A 19935-nucleotide genomic window follows, 5' to 3' on the forward strand; every position below is an offset into this window, starting at 1 on the left:
ATATTTAGCAAGAAATATCACTAGAGCGGCAAGAGACCCGGAGATAAACTTTCTAGTACTTGAAGCAACGCTGCCGCAGTATCTAAACTTGTGAAGCAAGGGATTCCATGTTCTACAGCTGCTCTACGGATCGCAAAACCATCACTTTCTTGGACTCGACCATGAGTTGTTGTATTGACAACGTATTGAATCTTTTGCTTGCGAATACCATCAATGATTTCATTAGAACCATCATGCAGCTTGGCAATTGTTTCTACCCTTAATCCCTGAGTCTTTAAATAGCGGGTAGTCCCCTCTGTCGCTAGAATGCGGAAGCCAATTTCTGCGAAACGCCTTGCCAGCTCCAACCCTTCCGCTTTATCCCGATCTGCCAAGGTTATCAACACAGACCCATAAGTCGTAAAGGACAATCCCGCTCCCAGCAACGCCTTGTAGAGAGCCTTTTCATAGGTTTTGTCCATGCCCATAACTTCACCCGTAGATTTCATCTCAGGGCCCAATGACGGTTCGACTCTTTGCAGCTTAGAGAAGGAAAACACAGGTGCTTTGACAGCAACTCGATCACTGACCGGCCAGAGGCCGTGTGGGATACCTATTTCTTCCCACTTTCTGCCCAGGATAACTTGGGAAGCCCAATCAACAATGGGAACGCCGGTAACTTTACTTAGAAAGGGAACTGTACGACTTGATCGCGGATTAACCTCAAGAACATAGAGTTCTTGATGGTAAATGACATATTGTATATTAAGCAAACCTTTTATCTTCAAGGATCGTGCTAAGGATTTTGTCAAAGCAATAATACGTTCTTCCATGTTTAAGTCGAGAGTTTGAGGTGGATAGACTGCTATAGAATCTCCGGAATGAACTCCGGCCCGCTCCAAATGTTCCATAATCCCGGGGATAAAAACATTTTCTCCATCTGAGATTGCATCAACCTCAACCTCTGTACCCAGGAGATATTGATCCATCCAGATCTCCTGGTCAGAGGATGCAGATAAAGCACGCTTAATAACCGGTTCTAATTCCTTTTCTTCATATACAATGTCCATTGCCCGCCCACCGAGAACATAAGACGGACGTACAACTAAAGGAAATCCAATCTCAAGGGCAACTCTCTGCACTTGCTCCATATTCCTGGCACCGCCTCCGCGAGGGCGCTGAGCATTCAGTTCTTGCAGTACTCGGTCGAAATTTCCTCGCTCTTCCGCACGATCGATATCTTCTACCGTCGTACCTAAAATCTTATATCCACGTCTTGCCAGTCCGCTTGCTAATCCGATTGCCGTCTGCCCGCCGAACTGAACGACTACCCCATCAGGTTGTTCTTTATCTAAAATCTCGGAAACATCCTCTAAGGTTAACGGTTCAAAATAAAGGCGATCTGCTGTATCAAAATCCGTCGACACTGTTTCAGGATTGTTATTGATTATAATGCTTTCATAACCCGCTTTTCTTAGGGCCAGTACCGCATGCACTGAACAATAATCAAATTCTATACCTTGTCCGATTCGAATCGATCCTGAACCCAGAACGACTACTTTAGGTTTTTGATGAACTTCCCCTTCATCTTCCATATCATAGCTGGAATAGAAATAAGGAGTTGTTGCCTCAAACTCTCCTGCACAGGTATCTACCATTTTGAAAACAGGCCTTATACTATGCTCTTTCCTGAATTGATGTACTTTGTCTTCAGTAGTTTTCCAGAGAGAAGCAATCTCCAGGTCAGAAAACCCCAGCCGTTTTACTCGAAGCAAACCTGCCTCATCCCATGGAGCCTGTTCTACTAAAATTGTCTCATCAACAAGACGTTTTAGTATATTCAAATAGTATCGATTCCAACCGGTTTCTTGAACCAACCAATCTACTGTCCAACCGCGTCTTAAACCTTCAGCAAAAACAAACAACTGGCGATCATCGGGTTTTAAACAAGCGTCTTTAAGTTCCGCGTCTGAAAGTTCCTCAAGCTCCGCCAGGCGAACCCCATAAACTTTTATATCAAGAGAACGGATGGCTTTAAGCAGGGCGGATTCCAAGTTCCGACCTATCCCCATTACTTCCCCCGTTGCCTTCATCTGAGTCCCTAAATGGCGATCTGCCTCTGTAAATTTATCAAAAGGCCAGCGCGGAAACTTCACAACCACATAGTCCAGGGCCGGCTCAAAACAAGCGGAGGTCTTTCCCGTCACAGCATTCTTGAGTTCGGTTAGAGCATAACCCAAGGCTATCTTAGCGGCGATTTTAGCAATAGGGTATCCCGTAGCCTTCGAGGCCAAAGCACTTGAGCGACTTAAGCGAGGATTAACCTCGATCACAACATATTCCATTTGGGAAGGATGGAGGGCAAATTGGACGTTACACCCACCTTCAATCCCCAGACCATTAACAATTCTTAAGGAGGCACTGCGCAGGGTTTGAACCTCTCTGTCAGTTAAGGTTTGACAAGGTGCTACAACAATACTGTCACCTGTATGTATTCCCACCGGATCCATATTTTCCATGTGACATATCGTAATACAGTTACCGACTCCATCCCGTAAAACCTCAAACTCGACTTCCTTCCAACCGGCTACACTTCTCTCTACAAGAATCTGACCGATCAGACTTGCCTGAAGGCCACTTTCTGCAATCTGTTGAAGTTCAGTTTTGTTCTGAACAATTCCTCCTCCGGTTCCACCCAAGGTAAAGGCAGGCCGAACAATAAGTGGGTAACCGGTAACATCCGCAAATTTCAGGGCATCGTCGACATGGGAAACAATCATGCTTTCCGGAATCGGCTCGCCCAGTTCTTTCATCAGAGCCCGAAAGCTCTCTCGATCTTCGGCTTGGTCAATGCTTTTCAGCGAGGTTCCCATTAGAGTGACCTCACAGCGCTCCAAAACCCCTCGTTTAGCAAGCTGATACGCTAAGTTTAAGCCTGTTTGTCCACCCATAGTGGGTATCAACCCGTCAGGTCTCTCCCGTTCAATGATCCGTTCCATAGATTCTACAGTTAAAGGCTCTATATAAACCCGATCTGCTGTTTCTCGATCCGTCATGATTGTGGCAGGATTGGAATTCACGAGAATAACCTCAATCCCTTCCTCGCGAAGAGCTCGGCAAGCTTGTGTGCCGGCATAGTCAAATTCAGCCGCCTGTCCAATCACGATAGGGCCTGAGCCAATTACCAGAACCTTTTTCCACTCTTTTTTGGGCATTCTTATCCTCTCCCCTTTCGCGCTGATCTGTCTAAAACAACAGACTTGAAGCGGTCAAAAATTTCATCGTTCTCCTCAGGCCCTGGAGCCCCTTCCGGATGAAATTGTACCGATAAAATTGGATAAGAAGTATGCTCCATTCCTTCTACGGTTCCATCATTGAGATTCAGCAAGGTAACCTCAAAGCCTGAACCCTTCAAAGAGTCTTCCTGTACAGCGTAGCCATGGTTTTGGGATGTCATTGTCGCTTTACCAGAGCGGATGTCGATCACCGGATGATTCCCGCCCCGATGTCCATAAGGCAACTTGTAGGTTTTTCCACCTGCAGCCAAGGCTAAAAGTTGGTGTCCGAGACATATCCCTAAGATTGGCAGTTTATCATACAACTTCTGTACTGTAGCGATTTCTTCGGTTAACTCTTCGGGATTGCCGGGGCCATTGCTCAGAACTATCCCACTGGGGCGATTCTTAAGTATTTCTTCAGCCTTAGTCCTAGCTGGGAAAACCATAATTCGAAACCCTCTTTTCTGAAGGTTACGAATGATATTTCGTTTTACGCCAAAATCCATGACTGCAATCATTGGACCTGATCCGGGAATTTCAAATGACTCTTTGACCGTCGAACGATAGACCCAATGCTCACCATTTTCCTTTACTTGGATTTTTTTCTGCGAATTCCTCCAATACTCCTGCCCAATCTCTTTAGTGCGAACAAGTACTCCTGGCAAGGTTCCAAATTGCCGCAAATATCTGGTTAGTGCTCGTGTATCGACTCCCTTTAGACCCTGTACACCATGCTGATAACAATAATCCTCTAGAGACCCCTCACCATGCTGACTTCCCTCTCCCTCAGAAAGTTCGCGAAGGATGAGCCCTTGCAGGCGTGTTTTATCCGCTTCATTTTCTTCATGATGCCATCCATAGTTTCCGATCAGGGGTTGAGTGAGGACAAGTATCTGACCTGCATAGGATAAATCTGTAACCATCTCCTGATAGCCACTCATTGAGGTATTGAAAACGACTTCTTGCTCTTCTACCTGGGTGGAACTCTTTTCCCATCCCCCAAACTCGTCTCCCTCAAAGGTCGTCCCATCTTCAAAAATAAGATAAGCCACCTCGACACTTCCTCTCTCCATACTTTCAAATGCTTTATCTATCTAACCTTATTACTCACTGTAAAGAGCTAGGCTTTACGTTGGAATTACTGAACAACTCTATCCCTCTGCACTAGCTTACCTTCAACCCAAACCATCACCGGGAACCCTTCCATGATATTTCCTAAAAACGGAGTATTACGAGCTTTAGAAACTAAGTTCGTTGAATCGATCATCTCTGAGAAGTTCGGATCAAAAAGCACCATATCCGCTATTGCCCCAGGCTTGAGGGTTCCCCCGTTCAAACCAAACCGTTGTGCCGGAGCCATACTCCAGGCCTCAATCACACGATCCAGGGACAATCGTCCGGATAATACCAAGTAACTCCATACAGCACTTAAGGCAGTCTCTAGACTGGCAATTCCAAAAGGAGCTTCTGCAAAGGGTCGAGCTTTTTCTGCCTGGGTGTGGGGGGCGTGATCTGTTGCTATCATATCGATAGTTCCATCTCGTAGCCCTTCAATTAAAGCTTCCCGATCCTCTATAGAACCCAGGGGTGGATTTACTTTAAGATCTGTATCCGTAATGCCTATCTCTTCATCACAATAGATTAGATGATGAGGGTTGACTTCTGCAGTGACATTTACACCTCTCGCCTTAGCTCTTCGAATCAACTCGACACTCTCTGACGTTGAAATGTGAGCCAGATGAAGCTTCCCACCAGTTTCCTCGGCTAGAATTAAATCCCTGGCCACTATTACACTCTCGGCACTGGCCGGGATTCCTCTTAATCCCATCCTCCCTGAAGCCACGCCTCTTCGCATAAGGCCATCTCCAGCCAAATCTTTATCCTCACAGTGACTGATAATCGGAAAGCCTGTAAGTTTAGCATATTCTAAAGCAAGCCTCATCATTTCCGGGTTCTGAATATTTTTACCATCATCCGAAAAAGCTACTGCTCCTCCTGCTTTCATATCAGCCATCTCTACCAATTCACTACCCTGCATGCCTTTTGTGACTGTTCCTATGGGCAGAACATGGGCATATCCGGCACGTTCGCCCTGTCTGCGTACAAACTCGACTAAAGCTCGATTATCTATGGGAGGTTGAGTGTTAGCCATGGCCAGAATTGTCGTAAACCCACCCCGTACTGCAGCACGTGATCCACTTAATATATCTTCTTTATCCTCTTGCCCTGGTTCACGCAGATGAGTGTGTACATCAATAAGTCCCGGGAAAAGATATTTCCCTTTCCCATTAACTGTTTCCACAGATTCACCTTGCGCTTTTGCTAAAACATCTTCCTCTGTCATTGCTGTAGAAACTTCCAACACCATTTTATCCTTAATAAGAACATCCTGGGGAGCAGATATATTTTGACTCGGATCTATAACCATAACGTCTTTAAGCCACCACATTGCCAGACCCTCCTATCAGTAAATAAATCAATGCCATACGGATTGCTACACCATTCGTGACTTGACGCTCAATCAAGGCGTCGACCCCATTAGCAACATCATCGGAAATTTCGACCCCTCTATTCATCGGGCCGGGGTGCAACACGATGCTTTGTTTTCCTGTTTTCTTGAGACGATCTGTGGTCAAGCCATAAAGATGGCTATATTCACGAAGACTGGGAAAGAGTCCGCTTTTCTGTCTTTCAAGTTGGAGGCGAAGGGCCATAACGATATCCGCACCAGGTAAAGCACTGTCTAGATCGTGAGTCATGTTAACCCCCAATCCTTCCATTTCAGCGGGAACAAGCGTCGGAGGACCGGCCAAAGTCACATTGACCCCCATCTTTTGCAGACACCAAGCATTACTTCGAGCAACCCTAGAATGTAAAACATCCCCCACTATGACCACGTTCTTACCTTCTAGCTCTCCCAAATGTTCCTGCATCGTAAATATATCCAGTAAGGCTTGGGTTGGGTGGGCATGCTGCCCATCACCTGCATTAATGACTGCCGGGTCTAAGATATCTGCTAAAAACTTCGCAGAACCTGAACTAGGATGCCTCAGAATCACGACATCAGCTCTCATTGCCTGAATCGTCTTAGCAGTATCATATAAGCTCTCTCCTTTACTTACACTGCTCTGAGCAACTGCAATACTTGTTGTATCAGCCCCTAAAACCTTCGCAGCCATTTCAAAGGAGGTTCGAGTCCGTGTACTTGCTTCATAGAAAAGATTAACTACTGATTTTCCTTTTAATGTAGGCAATTTTTTTATTGGACGCATTAAAATCTCTTTCATCACTTTTGCAGTATGCAAAATATGACGGATTTCCTCCACACTCATATCCTCAATCGCTAGAATATCTTTACGCTGCCACTTCATGAATAAACCTCCCTAGTTTTTTCCATTCTTATTGTTTCTAAACAGTTTGTAATTATTCCCAATACAAAAAACCCTCGTCCCAAAAGGGAGAGGATTTAAAAATAGGCATAACCTACTATCCAACTCACCCCTTGGTTATCTCTCTGGATAACATTTAAAGGGAACCGGTTGATTAACTTTTATTAATATCATCATCTCTTTCGAGCAAGAGTACGTCTTCGTCCCCATCCACTTCTTTAAGTCGAACAGCAACAATTTCTCGACGAGAGGTGGGAAGGTTCTTGCCAACAAAATCCGCTCGGATAGGCAACTCTCTATGTCCCCGGTCGACCAGCACGGCCAACTGAATTCGTTCAGGTCTTCCTATATCCATTGTTGCGTCTAAAGCCGCACGAGCCGTTCGGCCTGTGTAAAGTACATCATCAATTAAAATAACCGCTTTACCTTCAATACTTACCGGAATGTCTGTTTCATGAACGACGGGGTGAATGTCAATGGTACTGAGATCATCTCGGTAAAGAGTAATATCCAAGATTCCTAAGGGAACCTTTACTCCCTCGAACTCTTCAATATACTGCTGGATTCGTTCCGCAAGTGGCACTCCTCTTCTACGAATCCCTACTAGGACAAGTTTATCAGTACCTTTATTCTTTTCGACAATTTCGTGAGCAATACGAGTTACTGCCCGGCGAATTCCATCCGGATCTAAAATTTTACTCTTTATTGTTCCTTCCAAGGCTTCTAACTCCTTTCTTCCCAGGGAATCTTTATCCTTAGATCTTTCCGTCCTAATTGGTAATTGGTTGCTCGGATACTTTCTGAGTAGTACAAAAAAACTGTCCTAAAAGCAGACAGTTTTCCCCATGTATCCGTCTGCCTTCCCAAGCCTCTCGGGACTTCATTAAAGGCCATAATTCTTGTTCCCTAGTTTACTTTAGCTTTGCTTAAAAGTCAATGCACTAATTAAAATGCCAAAATTAATTGACTAATCTCTCAATTAGCGCATTTTTCCAAGCAGAGCCGCAAACTTATGCGGCAGAAGGGACTCGAAGCTCATCCACGACCCATTGCGCGGATGCTCAAAACCTAAATGAGCTGCATGGAGCATTTGACCTTGTATTCCAAATTGATTCTTCTTAGGCCCATAAACCGGATCCCCTATAATCGGGTGCTTAATATAGGCCATATGCACGCGTATCTGATGGGTTCGCCCTGTCTCTAAGCAAACTTCCAAATATGAAGTATCTCCAAAACGTTCAACAACGGTATAATGTGTCACAGCCTGTTTCGAATTATGCATAACCACCGCCATGCGTTTACGATCAGATGGATCTCGGCCAATTGGGGCATCGACGGTTCCTGATGGCTCCGTCATGACCCCGTGAACCAGGGCCAAGTATTTTCTCTCCATGGAATGTGCTTTAAGCTGTGCAGCAAGACCTTGGTGTGAAAAATCGTTCTTGGCCACCACCAAAATCCCCGATGTATCCTTGTCTATGCGGTGTACAATCCCCGGTCGCAACACTCCATTGATTCCGGAAAGATTATCACAGTGGTATAGTAAAGCATTAACCATCGTTCCCGTCCAAGCCCCGGGAGCCGGATGGACTACCATTCCTTGAGGTTTATTGACAACTAAAACATCCTCATCCTCGTAAATAATCTCCAGGGGGATATTTTCCGGTGTAGCCGAAGATTCTCTTGGAGCCGGAATAATGACTTTTACTAGATCCCCTTGGCGTATTTTGTAATTCGCTTTTCTAGCTAACCCATTGACAAGTACGCATTCTTTTGTAATTAGACCCTGAACGAAAGAACGGCTTTTTTCTAAAACTTCAGTCACTCCAAGATCTAAGCGAATTCCTTCAGGAAGTTCAAACACTTGCTCGCAAGAAGATATATGTTCATGTTCATCTTCATCCAAGCCGCAATCGGAGTAATCTAATCCTGAATTATTTGTTGAATCAATTAACACTTTTCATACCCCAATACCAAGTTTTTTATAGATGAGAGCATAATGCAGTTCACTACTCATCAGTTACATCAAGTTCAGATCTCCTTGAGGCTCTCTCATCCCGATAAATAGCCAGCAACAGTAACCCTACCCCTACAACAATCATACTATCAGCGAAGTTAAACACATACGCCCAAATCTGAAAATCGAGATAGTCTACAACCCGTCCTATAATCAGCCTATCGTACAAATTTCCCAGTGCTCCTCCTCCAATTATCCCTAATGCCAGTCGGGTAATCCTTTCTTGGCGCGGTATACGATACTGCCCATAAACCACACCTCCAACAACCAGAACCGCTGTAAGGATAAAAATCCAGGTTTGGCCCGCCATCAGACCAAAAGCTGCGCCTGGATTCAAGACATAGGTCAAATGGAATATCCCGGGAAAAACTTTTAGCGTTTCGCCCGGAATAAAGTATGTTTGAACTAAAACCTTTAGAAAACGATCTATACCCCAAACCCCAATTATTGCAAGCCAAACTAACAACCGATTCCCTCCCACTATTCTTTCCCTCATCTTAACATAGGGTTCTAAGTGGGGCAAATAATTATGTTTGTCCGTGATCTTTACTATAATGGATGGTGTTTAAGCGTCCTTCCGGTTCCCGCTGAGTTTCTATGGTTTCAATAAATTGGACAGCGCCAATGGATTCGTCAGAATCTTCGTAGAGGTTATTTGGATCGGAGATATTTCGGTTAGTTCCCAAGTCCTGAAGAGTATCTGCGGTACCATAGCGAGCTACAGCCTGCCAGGAATCTTCGCCATCAAACATAACTTGATCAGTACCATCATTAAAAGTTCTGGAAAATGGACGATTTAGAATTTCGTTTTCCACTGGTTCTCGATGCAGGGAGTGTTGCTCTTCTTTTTCCTCTTCACGGCTGCATTTCGCACATACTGTCGTGTAGGGCAAAACCTCAAGACGTTCATAAGGAATCTGTTGACCGCAATGCTCACATTTAGCGTAGTTTCCCTTTTCAAATCTTTCCAGAGCATTGTCAATAGCCCCAATTCTATGACTTAAGCGATCATGTTCGGCAATATCACGTGAGCGCTGATACAATTCGCTTCCAACATCTGCCGGATGATTATCCACAAGGGATAATTCTCCTAATGAATCTTTCATACTTCCTTCAAATAATTCAGCAGCAGTTTCCATAACTTCACTTCGTTCTTCATGTAATGTATTGATCAATTTATCATATCGCTTTTGATCTTTCAATTATCTTCGCCTCCTACTCCAAATTTAGGGTTGATTAACATATCTGCTTAATTCCGCAATCAATCCTCCTATTACTGGCAGGTTCAGAACCACTATCCGTTTTAATATAAAATAGGCAAATCCAGCCAGCAAACCTGCTCCAAGGGCAGTTCCCAATCCTCGCAAAAGACCAACCCCGAAATTAATCCATAACATTCTTCCTGGCCGATTTAAATAAGAGATATAATCAGCTAGTCTCATTTTTTCCAGAGTTTCTGCCAACAAAGCAACTTGATGGTTCAATCCCGCCAACTCCTGAGCATTAATAGAATCCGTTTCATCGTTACTTATCGAGAGTTTCCTGGTCGGTTTATTCTCTTCTTTCGAAACGGCCACGTTATCACCTCACGTTAAACATCTTTTTTATTGTTCCCACAGCTTTGTAATTTACACTGATTCATTTAAAATATAAATTTAAAATATTCTGTAATGAAGCTAGTTATGGCTTCTAATCCAAATAAAAAAGGGTTGTAATTAACCTTTAGAAGTTAATTACAACCCTTTTAAAAACATTAGCCTAGAAGCTTCCCACATAGATAAAAACAGGTTTATATTCTTCCACTAGGGAAGACATACTTCAAGCAATTGTCCGTTTGCTAAACTAAAAGCATTCCCTTCATCAGTGTCTACATGCAAGTCAAGAGCGTAATCAGGGCTTACCCGAACTAATACTTGATCAAGAATTCCGCCACGGGGACCAGGGACAATAGCTCGGATATATTGCCCATCTTCGAGTTTATACTTCTCAGCATCTTGCGGACTCATATGAAGATGTCGGGCAGCAATAATAACACCTTTATTCATGTGAATCCTTCCCTTTGGACCTTCAACATCAATGCCGGGCGTTTCTTCAATCTTTCCAGAATCGCGGACTGGCGGTTTTACCCCAAGTTTAAAAGTATCTGTAGCAGTAAGTTCGACTTGAGAAGCTTTCCGGGCAGGCCCCAAAACCCGAACTCCCGCAATTGTACCCTTGGGTCCAATGAGCGTAACAGTTTCTTCACTGGCAAATTGACCAGGTTGACTAAGAGCTTTCATCTTTGTTAAAGAGTATCCCTCACCAAAAAGAGCCTCAATATGATCATGCGACAGATGGATGTGGCGATTAGATATACCGACGGGAACTTTAAAGGTTTCCATAAGTTCATCTCCCTCCTATCAAATAGTAATGCCACCGTGCGAAATAGAATATGTCAAGTTTTTAAGCATCGGCAGAAGTTCTAAAAATACCTTACACTTATTATACCTATTTCGATACGTTACGACAAATTACTATTTATTCAGTTGATTTCGGCAAGTAGATGAATTACGAAATTACATAAAAATGTGATATCAGGTACAAGAATTCTTACTCTCCTGTCAACCAAACTATTTCTCCCTCTTGAACCACCGGAACAATTGGTAAAATATTTGGAGTTGAGCAATACTCTATGTCTCGTTCAAAGCCCAAGGATATAAGTTTTTTCCCATGAACTGAGTTCCGAATCCTATCTGTAAGATGATCTTCAGAGCTTCGATATAACATTCGTGCAGCTTCACCTAAATCGTTTAGCAAAATCTTTGATCCCAAAGAATCAATTAACATTCCGGCGCAAAGAGTATCCGGCAAGTCAAAACGTTCTTCTGTACCTGCACAAAACACTACTATTCCTTTTAACCTATTTCGATTCTCAAATTCTCTGTGTACAGCTAAAACAATACTATGCATATTTATAAACGAAGCCATCCAAATCATTGGGGCAGCAATAGAATCTCGTATAGCTCGAGTGCCATTCGATGTAGTCAAAATTACTCTTCTGCCTCCTACTTTTTCGGGGACATAGTCAAAAGGAGAGTTTCCTAAATCAAAGCCCTCAATGATCAGCGAATCACGCTCACCCCCTAATAATGAGCCGGGGAGCGTTAAACGTTTCTCTAAGGCTTCCTCTGAGGTAAGCACCGGGACAATGGCCTGGCAGCCATTGGCTAGTGCCGTCACGATGGTACTTGTTGCTCTCAAAACATCAATCACGATGACTAATCTATCTTCTAAATAGGGAATTCGTGGAGAACCTGTACTCGGCAATACTTCGATTTGCATGCGATCACCCCATTCCTTTATTATCATGTAACTTTATGGACAATCCTTTTATAATTCAACTTTTTCTGACTTAATTCCTGCATAATTTCATTAAAATCCTTAATTTCCGATTTCTTTTAATAATATGCTTTTATATAGCTTTTTTGTATTGAAAAGAATAGACACAGAATACATAAGCATCCTGTGTCTAAAAAAAGCTTTATTAAGGCTCTCTACGCCAACGTAAGTTTGGTTTTCTGACGGCACTTACTTCATCCAAACGGGTTACAAGTGTGGTATAGGGAGCGTTCTTTACCAGATCCGAATCATTCTGAGCTTCTTCAGCAATCATAATTAGAACTTCAGCAAACTTATCTAGTGTTTCAATGCTTTCAGTTTCTGTAGGCTCTATCATCATGGCCTCTTCAACAATTATCGGGAAATAAATAGTTGGAGGGTGATAGCCATAGTCTAACAAACGTTTTGCAATATCTAAGGTGTGTACTCCCGTTGACTTAAGGTTCTTAGGGGTAATAATAAATTCATGCATGCAGACGCGTTCAAAGGGGAGATAATAATGGTCTTTAAGAATACTCATAAGATAATTAGCATTCAAAACTGCATTTTCTGAAGCTGACCTTAATCCCGCCCCGCCAAGGCTACGAATGTAGGCATAGGCCCTTACAAGCACTGAAAAATTTGCATAAAAAGAGCGTACACGGCCTATAGACAGTGGCATATCATTTTTAAGTGAAAAGATTCCATCTTCCGACCGGACAACCAGTGGTTTAGGAAGATAGGGGATCAGAAATTCCTTAACTCCAACAGGTCCAGACCCTGGTCCTCCGCCTCCATGAGGTGTAGAAAAGGTTTTGTGCAAATTTAGATGGACAACGTCAAAGCCCATATCCCCAGGACGGGCAATACCCATTACAGCATTTGTATTCGCTCCATCGTAGTATAATAAACCGCCCACATCGTGAACCAACTTGGTTATTTCTAAAATATTTTCATCAAAAAGACCCACAGTGTTAGGATTTGTTAGCATCAGAGCCGCAACCTCGTCATTAAGAACCCTTTTCAAAGCGTCAAGATCTACTCCACCGCGTTCATTAGAGGGAATCTGAATAATTTCGTACCCGGCCATTGCGGCAGTGGCGGGATTTGTTCCATGAGCCGAATCCGGAACTACGACCTTTGAACGTTTAGTGTCTTGGCGATGATCGTGATAGGCTTTGATAATTAGTATCCCTGTCATTTCTCCATGGGCTCCGGCCGCCGGTTGAAGAGTAAACCCATCCATCCCGGTTAATTCACAAAGGTCCTCCTGTAACTCAGCCATAAGCTGTAAAGCCCCTTGAGTCAACGACTCCGGCTGATAGGGGTGTAGAGCAGTAAAACCTGGAAGGCGAGATAACATTTCATTCACCTTTGGATTATACTTCATTGTACAAGACCCTAGTGGATAAAACCCAGTATCAACACCATGGTTCAAGGTAGAAAGATGAGTAAAGTGACGGACAGCGTCTACTTCAGAGACTTCCGGAAGCAACGGTTCTTGCTTGCGCAACAAACTCTCAGGAATTAGATTTTCAATCGGAACTTCCGGTACATCGCAGGCAGGTAGACTTACTGCAGTTCGTCCATCGGCACTCAGGTCAAAAATTAGCGGTTCTAAAACTTTCACTGGATTTCCCCCAATCTGGCCACTAGCCGATCAATATCTGCTTTTGATTTAGTCTCTGTCACACAGAAGAGGAGATGGTGATCAAGTTCCGGATAGAAACGAACCAGATCTAGCCCACCAATAATTTTGCTTTCCAATAGCCCTGAATTAATTTTGGCAGGTTCAATCTTTGACTTAATCACAAATTCGTGGAAAAAAGGTCTCGAAAATGCCAAGCTCATCCCTGGTATCTTGGCAATCTCTTGAGCAGCATAGTGGGCATTTTGCAGATTCAGGTTGGCCATTTCTTTAAGTCCTATTTTACCCAGGGCACTCAAATGCATAGTAAAGGCAAGGGCGCAAAGTGCTTCATTGGAACATATGTTTGAAGTTGCTTTTTCTCGTCGGATATGTTGTTCACGTGCCTGAAGAGTTAAAACATATCCTCTCTTTCCGGATTTATCGGTTGTAGCCCCAACTATTCGCCCCGGCATACGACGGACAAACTTGTCTCGGCATGACAAGAATCCCAAATATGGCCCACCATAATTAAGCGGGTTTCCGAAGGGTTGACCTTCACCTACAGCAATATCAACGCCACACTCACCAGGGGATTTCAATAGTCCTAATGAAACAGGGTTAACTGAGACTACCACTAAGGCTCCCTTGGCATGAGCCATCCGGACGATTTCTTCCACATTTTCCAGCCCGCCAAAAAAGTTGGGAGTTTGAACAAGTACACCAGCGATATCTTCTTTTAGTAGAACTTCTAAAGCAGCCTGATCCATTACACCTTGTTTGAAAGGAACTTCAATGATTTCTACACCCCGGGGTGGCAAATATGTTTTCAACACTTCACGATATTCCGGATGCACCGTAGTCAAAACTAACACTTTATCTCGTCGCGTAGCATCACAGGTCATAAGAGCTGCCTCTGCTAGTGCCGAAGCCCCATCGTACATAGAAGCATTGGTTACATCCATTCCAGTCAATTCACAAACTAAGGTTTGATACTCATAAATTGCTTGAAGGGTTCCCTGACTAATCTCTGGTTGATAAGGTGTATAGGCTGTGTAGAACTCTGAGCGCAACAATAATTGGTCAATGAAGCTGGGAATGTAATGTTCATAAGCCCCAGCTCCTAAAAATGAGCTATACTCTTCGACAGTTTTATTTAACCCCGCCAAACCTTTGACGTGTTTGACTAATTCCTGCTCCGACATTCCTCCAGAAATTGCCAGCGTACGCTGCAAACGGACTTCTTGGGGAATATCTGTAAAGAGATCTTCAAGTGACTTAGCCCCGATACGGGCTAAGAGCCGTTCTTTTTGGCTGTCCGTATTCGGTACGAAGTTCATTCTAATGTTCCTCCTGTGCTAATAATGTCTCATATTCCTCAACGGACATCATACTTTCCAGCGGAGCAAAATCTTCAGCCTCTACCTTAATCAACCAGCCCTCTCCATAGGGGTCAGAATTTAATAAATCAGGTGTATCCATAACTGAAGTGTTCACTTCTACAACTTTTCCACTCACTGAAGCAGAGATGTCGGATACAGCTTTAACTGATTCAACTGTACCGTAAGATTTTCCGGCCGTTACCGTTGCTCCTACATCCGGGAGCTCGACAAACACTACGTCTCCAAGGCTTTTTTGGGCGTGGTCTGTTATACCAAAAGTAATAATATTTCCTTCAACCTTTGCGTATTCATGCTCTTTGTTATACTTTAAATCAACTGGATTCATTTAAATCATCCTCCTCAAATTTTAATTATTTTGTCCAAAGGGGATCAGCAACATCCACTAGTAATACTAAATGTGTGTGGCTAGATGAATTTTATTTAAGCAATTAGCAGAGAGTAAAACTACTAGATTATTTTTAGCTATGCAATACTGGATAATACTTTATCAGATACTACGCCAGATTCCTTGGGTTTTGTTTGATTCTCACGTTTATAAAACAAGGAGGGAACAATTCTTGCTTTAACTGCTTTTCCACGAATCATTACATCAAGAATCTGACCCTGAATCGCTAAATCGGCCTTGATTAATCCTAAAGCAATGTTTTTGTTTAGAGTTGGTGAAAATGAGCCAGATGTAACAAATCCAATCTCTTGCCCATCTTTTTGTAAGGGATAGTGGGAACGGGCTATTCCACGATCAATCATTTCTAATCCTACTAACTTTCGCGGTACCCCTTGTTCCTTTTGAGCTAGAATTACCTCCTTCCCAATGAAATTCACCTTATCTAGCTTAACAAAAATTCCAAGCCCTGCTTCAAGAGGAGAAATCTCCGCTCCTAATTCATTCCCATATAACGGAAGACGAGCTTCAAAGCGCAATGTGTCACGTGCACCCAGCCCAATCGGCTGTACACCCTCTAGAGCACCAACTTCCAATATTTTTCTCCACAGTTGCCGACTATGTTCAGGAGTAACATAAATCTCAAATCCGTCTTCTCCTGTATAGCCCGTCCGGGAAACCAGACAACTAATCCCGTCAATATTCCCGTGAGTGAAACTATAGTATTTAATCTGTGAAAGATTAAGTTCTGTAATACGCTGTAAGACAGTTTCTGCTAGCGGACCTTGTAAGGCAAGCTGAGCATATTGGTCAGAGACATTTTCTAAGTTCACATTAAAACTGTCTGCTTGTTTTAATATCCAAGCGTAGTCTTTATCGGTATTGGAGGCATTTACGACAATCAGAAAATGTTGAGAATTATATCGATAAACCAACAAGTCATCTACAATTCCACCGCTTGGATAGCACATAGGAGAGTATAGAATTCTGCCATCTTCCAGCTTACTGACATCATTGGTGATCAGCATTTGAATAAACTCTAAAGCATCTTGACCACGAACCTCTATCTCACCCATATGAGACACATCGAAAAGGCCGGCCTTAGTCCGAACGGCATGATGTTCATCTATAACACCAACATATTGAACAGGCATTTCCCATCCGCCAAAATCAATAAGTTTTGCCTTATGAGCCAAATGCTCTTCGTAAAGTGGAGTGCGTTTTAATTCATTCATAAAGAAACCTCCTTATTTTAGACTAGAAATAATTTTTCATAGCAGATACTTCGCGCCTTAGATTTCTTCAATAGTGTTCCATATAGCAGGACATCACACCCAGAAAAAACCTTCCAAAACACCCTTGTGAATTTCTGTAAATTAAAGAAGGACAGAGAAAATGCGTAGTCGCATTTTCTCTGTCCTTTAACCTGAGAGATTCGCCGTATCTCGGCTTCCCCTTTGGTGTTCTTTTACAAGAAACTCTCCAGAGTCCCGTCTTCTAGCAGTACTTTTGCCTGAGAGCTTCCCTCCTTGAAAAGCGAATTTCAAGGAATTTCTCCTTCGGCGTCTGTATTTCAGATCTCTCCTGCCAGTTTCATCCGGTATAAACTATTTACTTAGTTATATAATATGCTTTTTCAGTCAATAAGTCTACTGGAATTTTCTGAAATCACCTTCCTACATCGAGGGCAAATCGTCGGAAACTCTTCATTCATGCCAACTTCCTCATGGAACATCCAACAGCGCTCGCATTTTTCCCCTCTGGCCGGTTGAACATGAATTCCTAATCCCTTATTAACCTCCGCTGCCTGTACCCCTTCAGGTCTTTCTTCATCAGGCAGATGCATTACCAACTGGGAAACAATAAAGATTTCTGCCAAATTCGGAACTTGTTTAAGAGATTTGTACTGTTCTTCTGTCGGATACAAATCAACTTGTGCAGTCAAAGGATGACTAATAAGTTTGTCCTGTCGTGCAATTTCCAATACTTTTGAGACATCTGTGCGTAAAGCAAGAATCTGATCCCAGCGGTTAGCCAGTTCCTCGTCCATCCACTCAGAATTCACTTTAGGCATTTCTGCTATTTGAACATTTGCCGCACTCTTTTCTCCAGGGATATACGGCCAGATTTCTTCAGTCATGAAGGACAAGATTGGAGTTAAAAGACGTACCAGAGCATCAAGAACTTCGTACAAAACTGTCTGAGCCGAGCGCCGAAGAAGAGATGTTTTCCCTTCTACATAAAGCCGGTCTTTGACAATATCCAGATAAACGGCACTTAATTCTATGGTACAGAAGTTATGAATGGTATGGTAAGTCCAGTGGAATTCATAGGATTCATATCCCAGGAGTACTCGTTCGACTACTTTGGAAAGCTTAAGCAGAGCCCAGCGGTCAATTTCTTGAAGGTCTTTATAAGCAACTTTATCCTTAGCCGGGTCAAAATCATTGAGATTGCTGAGCAAGAAGCGCAAAGTATTGCGAATTTTACGGTAGGCTTCAGACATTTGTTTCATAATTCGCGGAGAAGCGGCGACATCATTTTTATAGTCTACAGAACTCACCCAAAGTCTTAAAATATCCGCCCCTAATTCCTGAACAACTTTAAGAGGGTCAACCCCATTCCCCAAGGATTTTGACATCTTGCGCCCCTGCTCATCCACAACAAAACCATGGGTCAATACATTGCGGTAAGGAGCCTGACCAAAAGCAGCCACAGAAGTGGACAGAGAGGAATTAAACCAGCCGCGATGTTGATCCGAACCTTCCAGGTAGAGATCCGCCGGCCAAGACAGTTCTGGTCGCTGTTTCAGGACACCGGCATGGCTAGTTCCTGAATCAAACCATACATCCATGATATCTGTCTCTTTATTGAAGTTTGTCCCTCCACACTCGCAAGTAGTTCCCTCTGGCAACAATTCCAAGGCAGAATGAGCAAACCAAGCATCAGAACCTTCCTGCCGGAAGAATTCCTGGACCCTGGCAATAGTTTGATCGTTAACCACCACTTTCCCACAATCCTCACAATAAAAGATCGGGATAGGAACTCCCCAAGTCCGCTGCCGGGATATACACCAATCTCCCCTGTCGGCTATCATGTTAAAGATCCGGTCTTTTCCCCAAGCAGGTATCCAACGAACCTTCTCTATCTCATCTAAAGCAGCTTGTCGGAAACCATTAATCGAAGCAAACCACTGTTCAGTTGCCCGAAAGATAATCGGGCTTTTACAGCGCCAACAGTGGGGATAACTGTGTTCGATCATTTCTTCAAGTACAAGATCTCCGGAATTCTTTAGATCCTCCACTATTACAGGATTGGCCTTTCCGGTCTTTAGTCCCGCATATGCGCCACCTTCTGAGGTAAATTTCCCTTGGTGGTCTACGAGACATAAAACGGTTAAGTCATACTTCTTGCTAACATAGAAATCATCTTCACCATGGGCGGGGGCTGTATGAACACACCCTGTACCGGCTTCTAAGGTGACATGTTCTCCACAGATTACTAACGAGTCTCGATTCATAAGCGGATTTTTGCATATAACCCCTTCCAGTTCCTTTCCTGAAAGTATCTTTTCTACAGGAAGTTCCATCTTCCAGAGGGAACGTAAGGATTCTAACATCCCTTCAGCAACAACCCAATGTTCTTGGTTCGCCTTTACAACGGCATACTTAAACTCCGGATGTACACTAATTGCTTGATTTGCCGGCAGTGTCCATGGAGTTGTCGTCCAAATTACAACAAATGTGTTATCTTCCGTAAGAACACTTAGTCCATCACATACCGCAAATTTCACATAAATTGCAGTAGCAGGCTTATCAGCATATTCTATTTCAGCCTCAGCAAGTGCAGTTTCACAGGAAGGGCACCAATAAACAGGCTTTAACCCTTTATAGATATACCCTTTCTTAGTCATATCCCCAAAAACTCCTATTTGAGCAGCCTCATACTCCTTTTGCAGAGTCAGATAAGGATGTTCCCAATCCCCCCTTACTCCAAGCCGTCTGAACTCTTCCCGTTGAATCCCTACATATTTCTCGGCATAATCCTTACATTTCTCTCTAAATTCTAAGGCAGAAACCGAATGACGGTTTACTCCTAATTTTTTAATAACTTGTTGTTCAATCGGAAGTCCATGGGTATCCCAGCCTGGAACATAAGGAGCATCAAAACCCATCATTGTCTTATATTTGACGATGATATCTTTGAGTACTTTATTAATAGCATGTCCCAGGTGAATATCGCCGTTCGCGTAGGGGGGGCCGTCATGAAGAATGAATTTCGGGCACCCTTCCCGAGCCTTTTGCACTTTCTCATAAAGATTCTGTTCTTCCCATGCTTTGAGAATTTCCGGTTCTCTTTTGGGAAGATTCCCCCGCATTGGGAAATCCGTTTCGGGTAGGTTTAATGTATTACGATAGTCCATTAAAAGATATCCTCCTTTGGTTCAAGCATATTAACCTTGCTGCATTTCAATGTTTTTATCACCTTACCAACTGCTATTTC

The 19935-nt window shown here is 43.3% G+C and carries 16 protein-coding genes and 2 riboswitches; all 16 genes read right to left on the reverse strand.

Going from position 1 to position 19935, the window contains the following annotated elements:
* Positions 1–20 precede the first annotated feature (20 nt).
* Complete coding sequence (carB, locus tag BLS16_RS00705; RefSeq protein ID WP_092328646.1) at positions 21–3194, reverse strand: carbamoyl-phosphate synthase large subunit; 3174 nt, start codon at positions 3192–3194, stop codon at positions 21–23.
* A gap of 2 nt (positions 3195–3196) precedes the next feature.
* Complete coding sequence (gene carA / locus BLS16_RS00710; protein ID WP_092328648.1) at positions 3197–4309, reverse strand: glutamine-hydrolyzing carbamoyl-phosphate synthase small subunit; 1113 nt, start codon at positions 4307–4309, stop codon at positions 3197–3199.
* A gap of 86 nt (positions 4310–4395) precedes the next feature.
* Entirely contained in the window at positions 4396–5706 is a 1311-nt protein-coding gene (locus BLS16_RS00715; protein WP_092328651.1) for a dihydroorotase, read from the reverse strand.
* Complete coding sequence (locus tag BLS16_RS00720; RefSeq protein ID WP_092328653.1) at positions 5693–6628, reverse strand: aspartate carbamoyltransferase catalytic subunit; 936 nt, start codon at positions 6626–6628, stop codon at positions 5693–5695. The genes BLS16_RS00715 and BLS16_RS00720 overlap by 14 nt, the downstream gene beginning before the upstream one ends.
* A gap of 172 nt (positions 6629–6800) precedes the next feature.
* Positions 6801–7364 (reverse strand): bifunctional pyr operon transcriptional regulator/uracil phosphoribosyltransferase PyrR, encoded by a 564-nt coding sequence (gene pyrR, locus BLS16_RS00725; RefSeq protein WP_034598729.1) that lies wholly within the window; start codon positions 7362–7364, stop codon positions 6801–6803.
* A gap of 261 nt (positions 7365–7625) precedes the next feature.
* Complete coding sequence (locus BLS16_RS00730; protein WP_427846362.1) at positions 7626–8552, reverse strand: RluA family pseudouridine synthase; 927 nt, start codon at positions 8550–8552, stop codon at positions 7626–7628.
* A gap of 103 nt (positions 8553–8655) precedes the next feature.
* Positions 8656–9129 (reverse strand): signal peptidase II, encoded by a 474-nt coding sequence (gene lspA / locus BLS16_RS00735; RefSeq protein WP_092328659.1) that lies wholly within the window; start codon positions 9127–9129, stop codon positions 8656–8658.
* Positions 9130–9190: 61 nt separating this feature from the next.
* On the reverse strand, positions 9191–9865 hold the full coding sequence (locus BLS16_RS00740) for a TraR/DksA C4-type zinc finger protein (RefSeq protein ID WP_092328661.1): 675 nt from the start codon (positions 9863–9865) through the stop codon (positions 9191–9193).
* Between the two features lie 24 nt (positions 9866–9889).
* Entirely contained in the window at positions 9890–10240 is a 351-nt protein-coding gene (locus BLS16_RS00745) for a DUF5665 domain-containing protein (RefSeq protein ID WP_092328664.1), read from the reverse strand.
* Positions 10241–10465: 225 nt separating this feature from the next.
* Positions 10466–11044, reverse strand: coding sequence for a phosphate propanoyltransferase (pduL, locus tag BLS16_RS00750; protein WP_092328667.1), 579 nt, complete (start codon positions 11042–11044; stop codon positions 10466–10468).
* 208 nt (positions 11045–11252) lie between these two features.
* Positions 11253–11984, reverse strand: a complete 732-nt coding sequence (locus BLS16_RS00755; protein WP_092328669.1) for a 2-phosphosulfolactate phosphatase — start codon at positions 11982–11984, stop codon at positions 11253–11255.
* 202 nt (positions 11985–12186) lie between these two features.
* On the reverse strand, positions 12187–13650 hold the full coding sequence (gene gcvPB / locus BLS16_RS00760; RefSeq protein WP_092328672.1) for an aminomethyl-transferring glycine dehydrogenase subunit GcvPB: 1464 nt from the start codon (positions 13648–13650) through the stop codon (positions 12187–12189).
* Positions 13647–14987, reverse strand: a complete 1341-nt coding sequence (gene gcvPA, locus BLS16_RS00765) for an aminomethyl-transferring glycine dehydrogenase subunit GcvPA (RefSeq protein WP_092328674.1) — start codon at positions 14985–14987, stop codon at positions 13647–13649. The genes gcvPB and gcvPA overlap by 4 nt, the downstream gene beginning before the upstream one ends.
* 1 nt (position 14988) lies before the next feature.
* Positions 14989–15375, reverse strand: a complete 387-nt coding sequence (gcvH, locus tag BLS16_RS00770) for a glycine cleavage system protein GcvH (protein ID WP_092328677.1) — start codon at positions 15373–15375, stop codon at positions 14989–14991.
* Positions 15376–15512: 137 nt separating this feature from the next.
* Positions 15513–16667 carry a glycine cleavage system aminomethyltransferase GcvT gene (gene gcvT, locus BLS16_RS00775; protein WP_092328679.1) on the reverse strand — a complete coding sequence of 385 codons (1155 nt, stop codon included), beginning with the start codon at positions 16665–16667 and terminating at the stop codon, positions 15513–15515.
* A 177-nt stretch (positions 16668–16844) separates the two neighbouring features.
* Positions 16845–16920, reverse strand: a riboswitch (glycine riboswitch).
* A 3-nt stretch (positions 16921–16923) separates the two neighbouring features.
* A riboswitch (glycine riboswitch) is annotated at positions 16924–17029 on the reverse strand.
* Between the two features lie 39 nt (positions 17030–17068).
* Entirely contained in the window at positions 17069–19855 is a 2787-nt protein-coding gene (gene ileS / locus BLS16_RS00780) for an isoleucine--tRNA ligase (RefSeq protein WP_092328682.1), read from the reverse strand.
* Positions 19856–19935 lie beyond the last annotated feature (80 nt).

The organism is Desulfosporosinus hippei DSM 8344, assembly GCF_900100785.1.
Lineage (GTDB): Bacteria > Bacillota > Desulfitobacteriia > Desulfitobacteriales > Desulfitobacteriaceae > Desulfosporosinus > Desulfosporosinus hippei.

Bases quoted from the DNA above. Each gene is read 5' to 3' on its own strand.
- BLS16_RS00755 (WP_092328669.1), bottom strand. From the start codon at position 11,984: ATGCAAATCGAAGTATTGCCGAGTACAGGTTCTCCACGAATTCCCTAT.
- gcvH (WP_092328677.1), bottom strand. From the start codon at position 15,375: ATGAATCCAGTTGATTTAAAGTATAACAAAGAGCATGAATACGCAAAG.
- BLS16_RS00720 (WP_092328653.1), bottom strand. From the start codon at position 6,628: ATGAAGTGGCAGCGTAAAGATATTCTAGCGATTGAGGATATGAGTGTG.
- ileS (WP_092328682.1), bottom strand. From the start codon at position 19,855: ATGGACTATCGTAATACATTAAACCTACCCGAAACGGATTTCCCAATG.
- BLS16_RS00715 (WP_092328651.1), bottom strand. From the start codon at position 5,706: ATGTGGTGGCTTAAAGACGTTATGGTTATAGATCCGAGTCAAAATATA.
- carB (WP_092328646.1), bottom strand. From the start codon at position 3,194: ATGCCCAAAAAAGAGTGGAAAAAGGTTCTGGTAATTGGCTCAGGCCCT.
- pduL (WP_092328667.1), bottom strand. From the start codon at position 11,044: ATGGAAACCTTTAAAGTTCCCGTCGGTATATCTAATCGCCACATCCAT.
- gcvT (WP_092328679.1), bottom strand. From the start codon at position 16,667: ATGAATGAATTAAAACGCACTCCACTTTACGAAGAGCATTTGGCTCAT.
- gcvPA (WP_092328674.1), bottom strand. From the start codon at position 14,987: ATGAACTTCGTACCGAATACGGACAGCCAAAAAGAACGGCTCTTAGCC.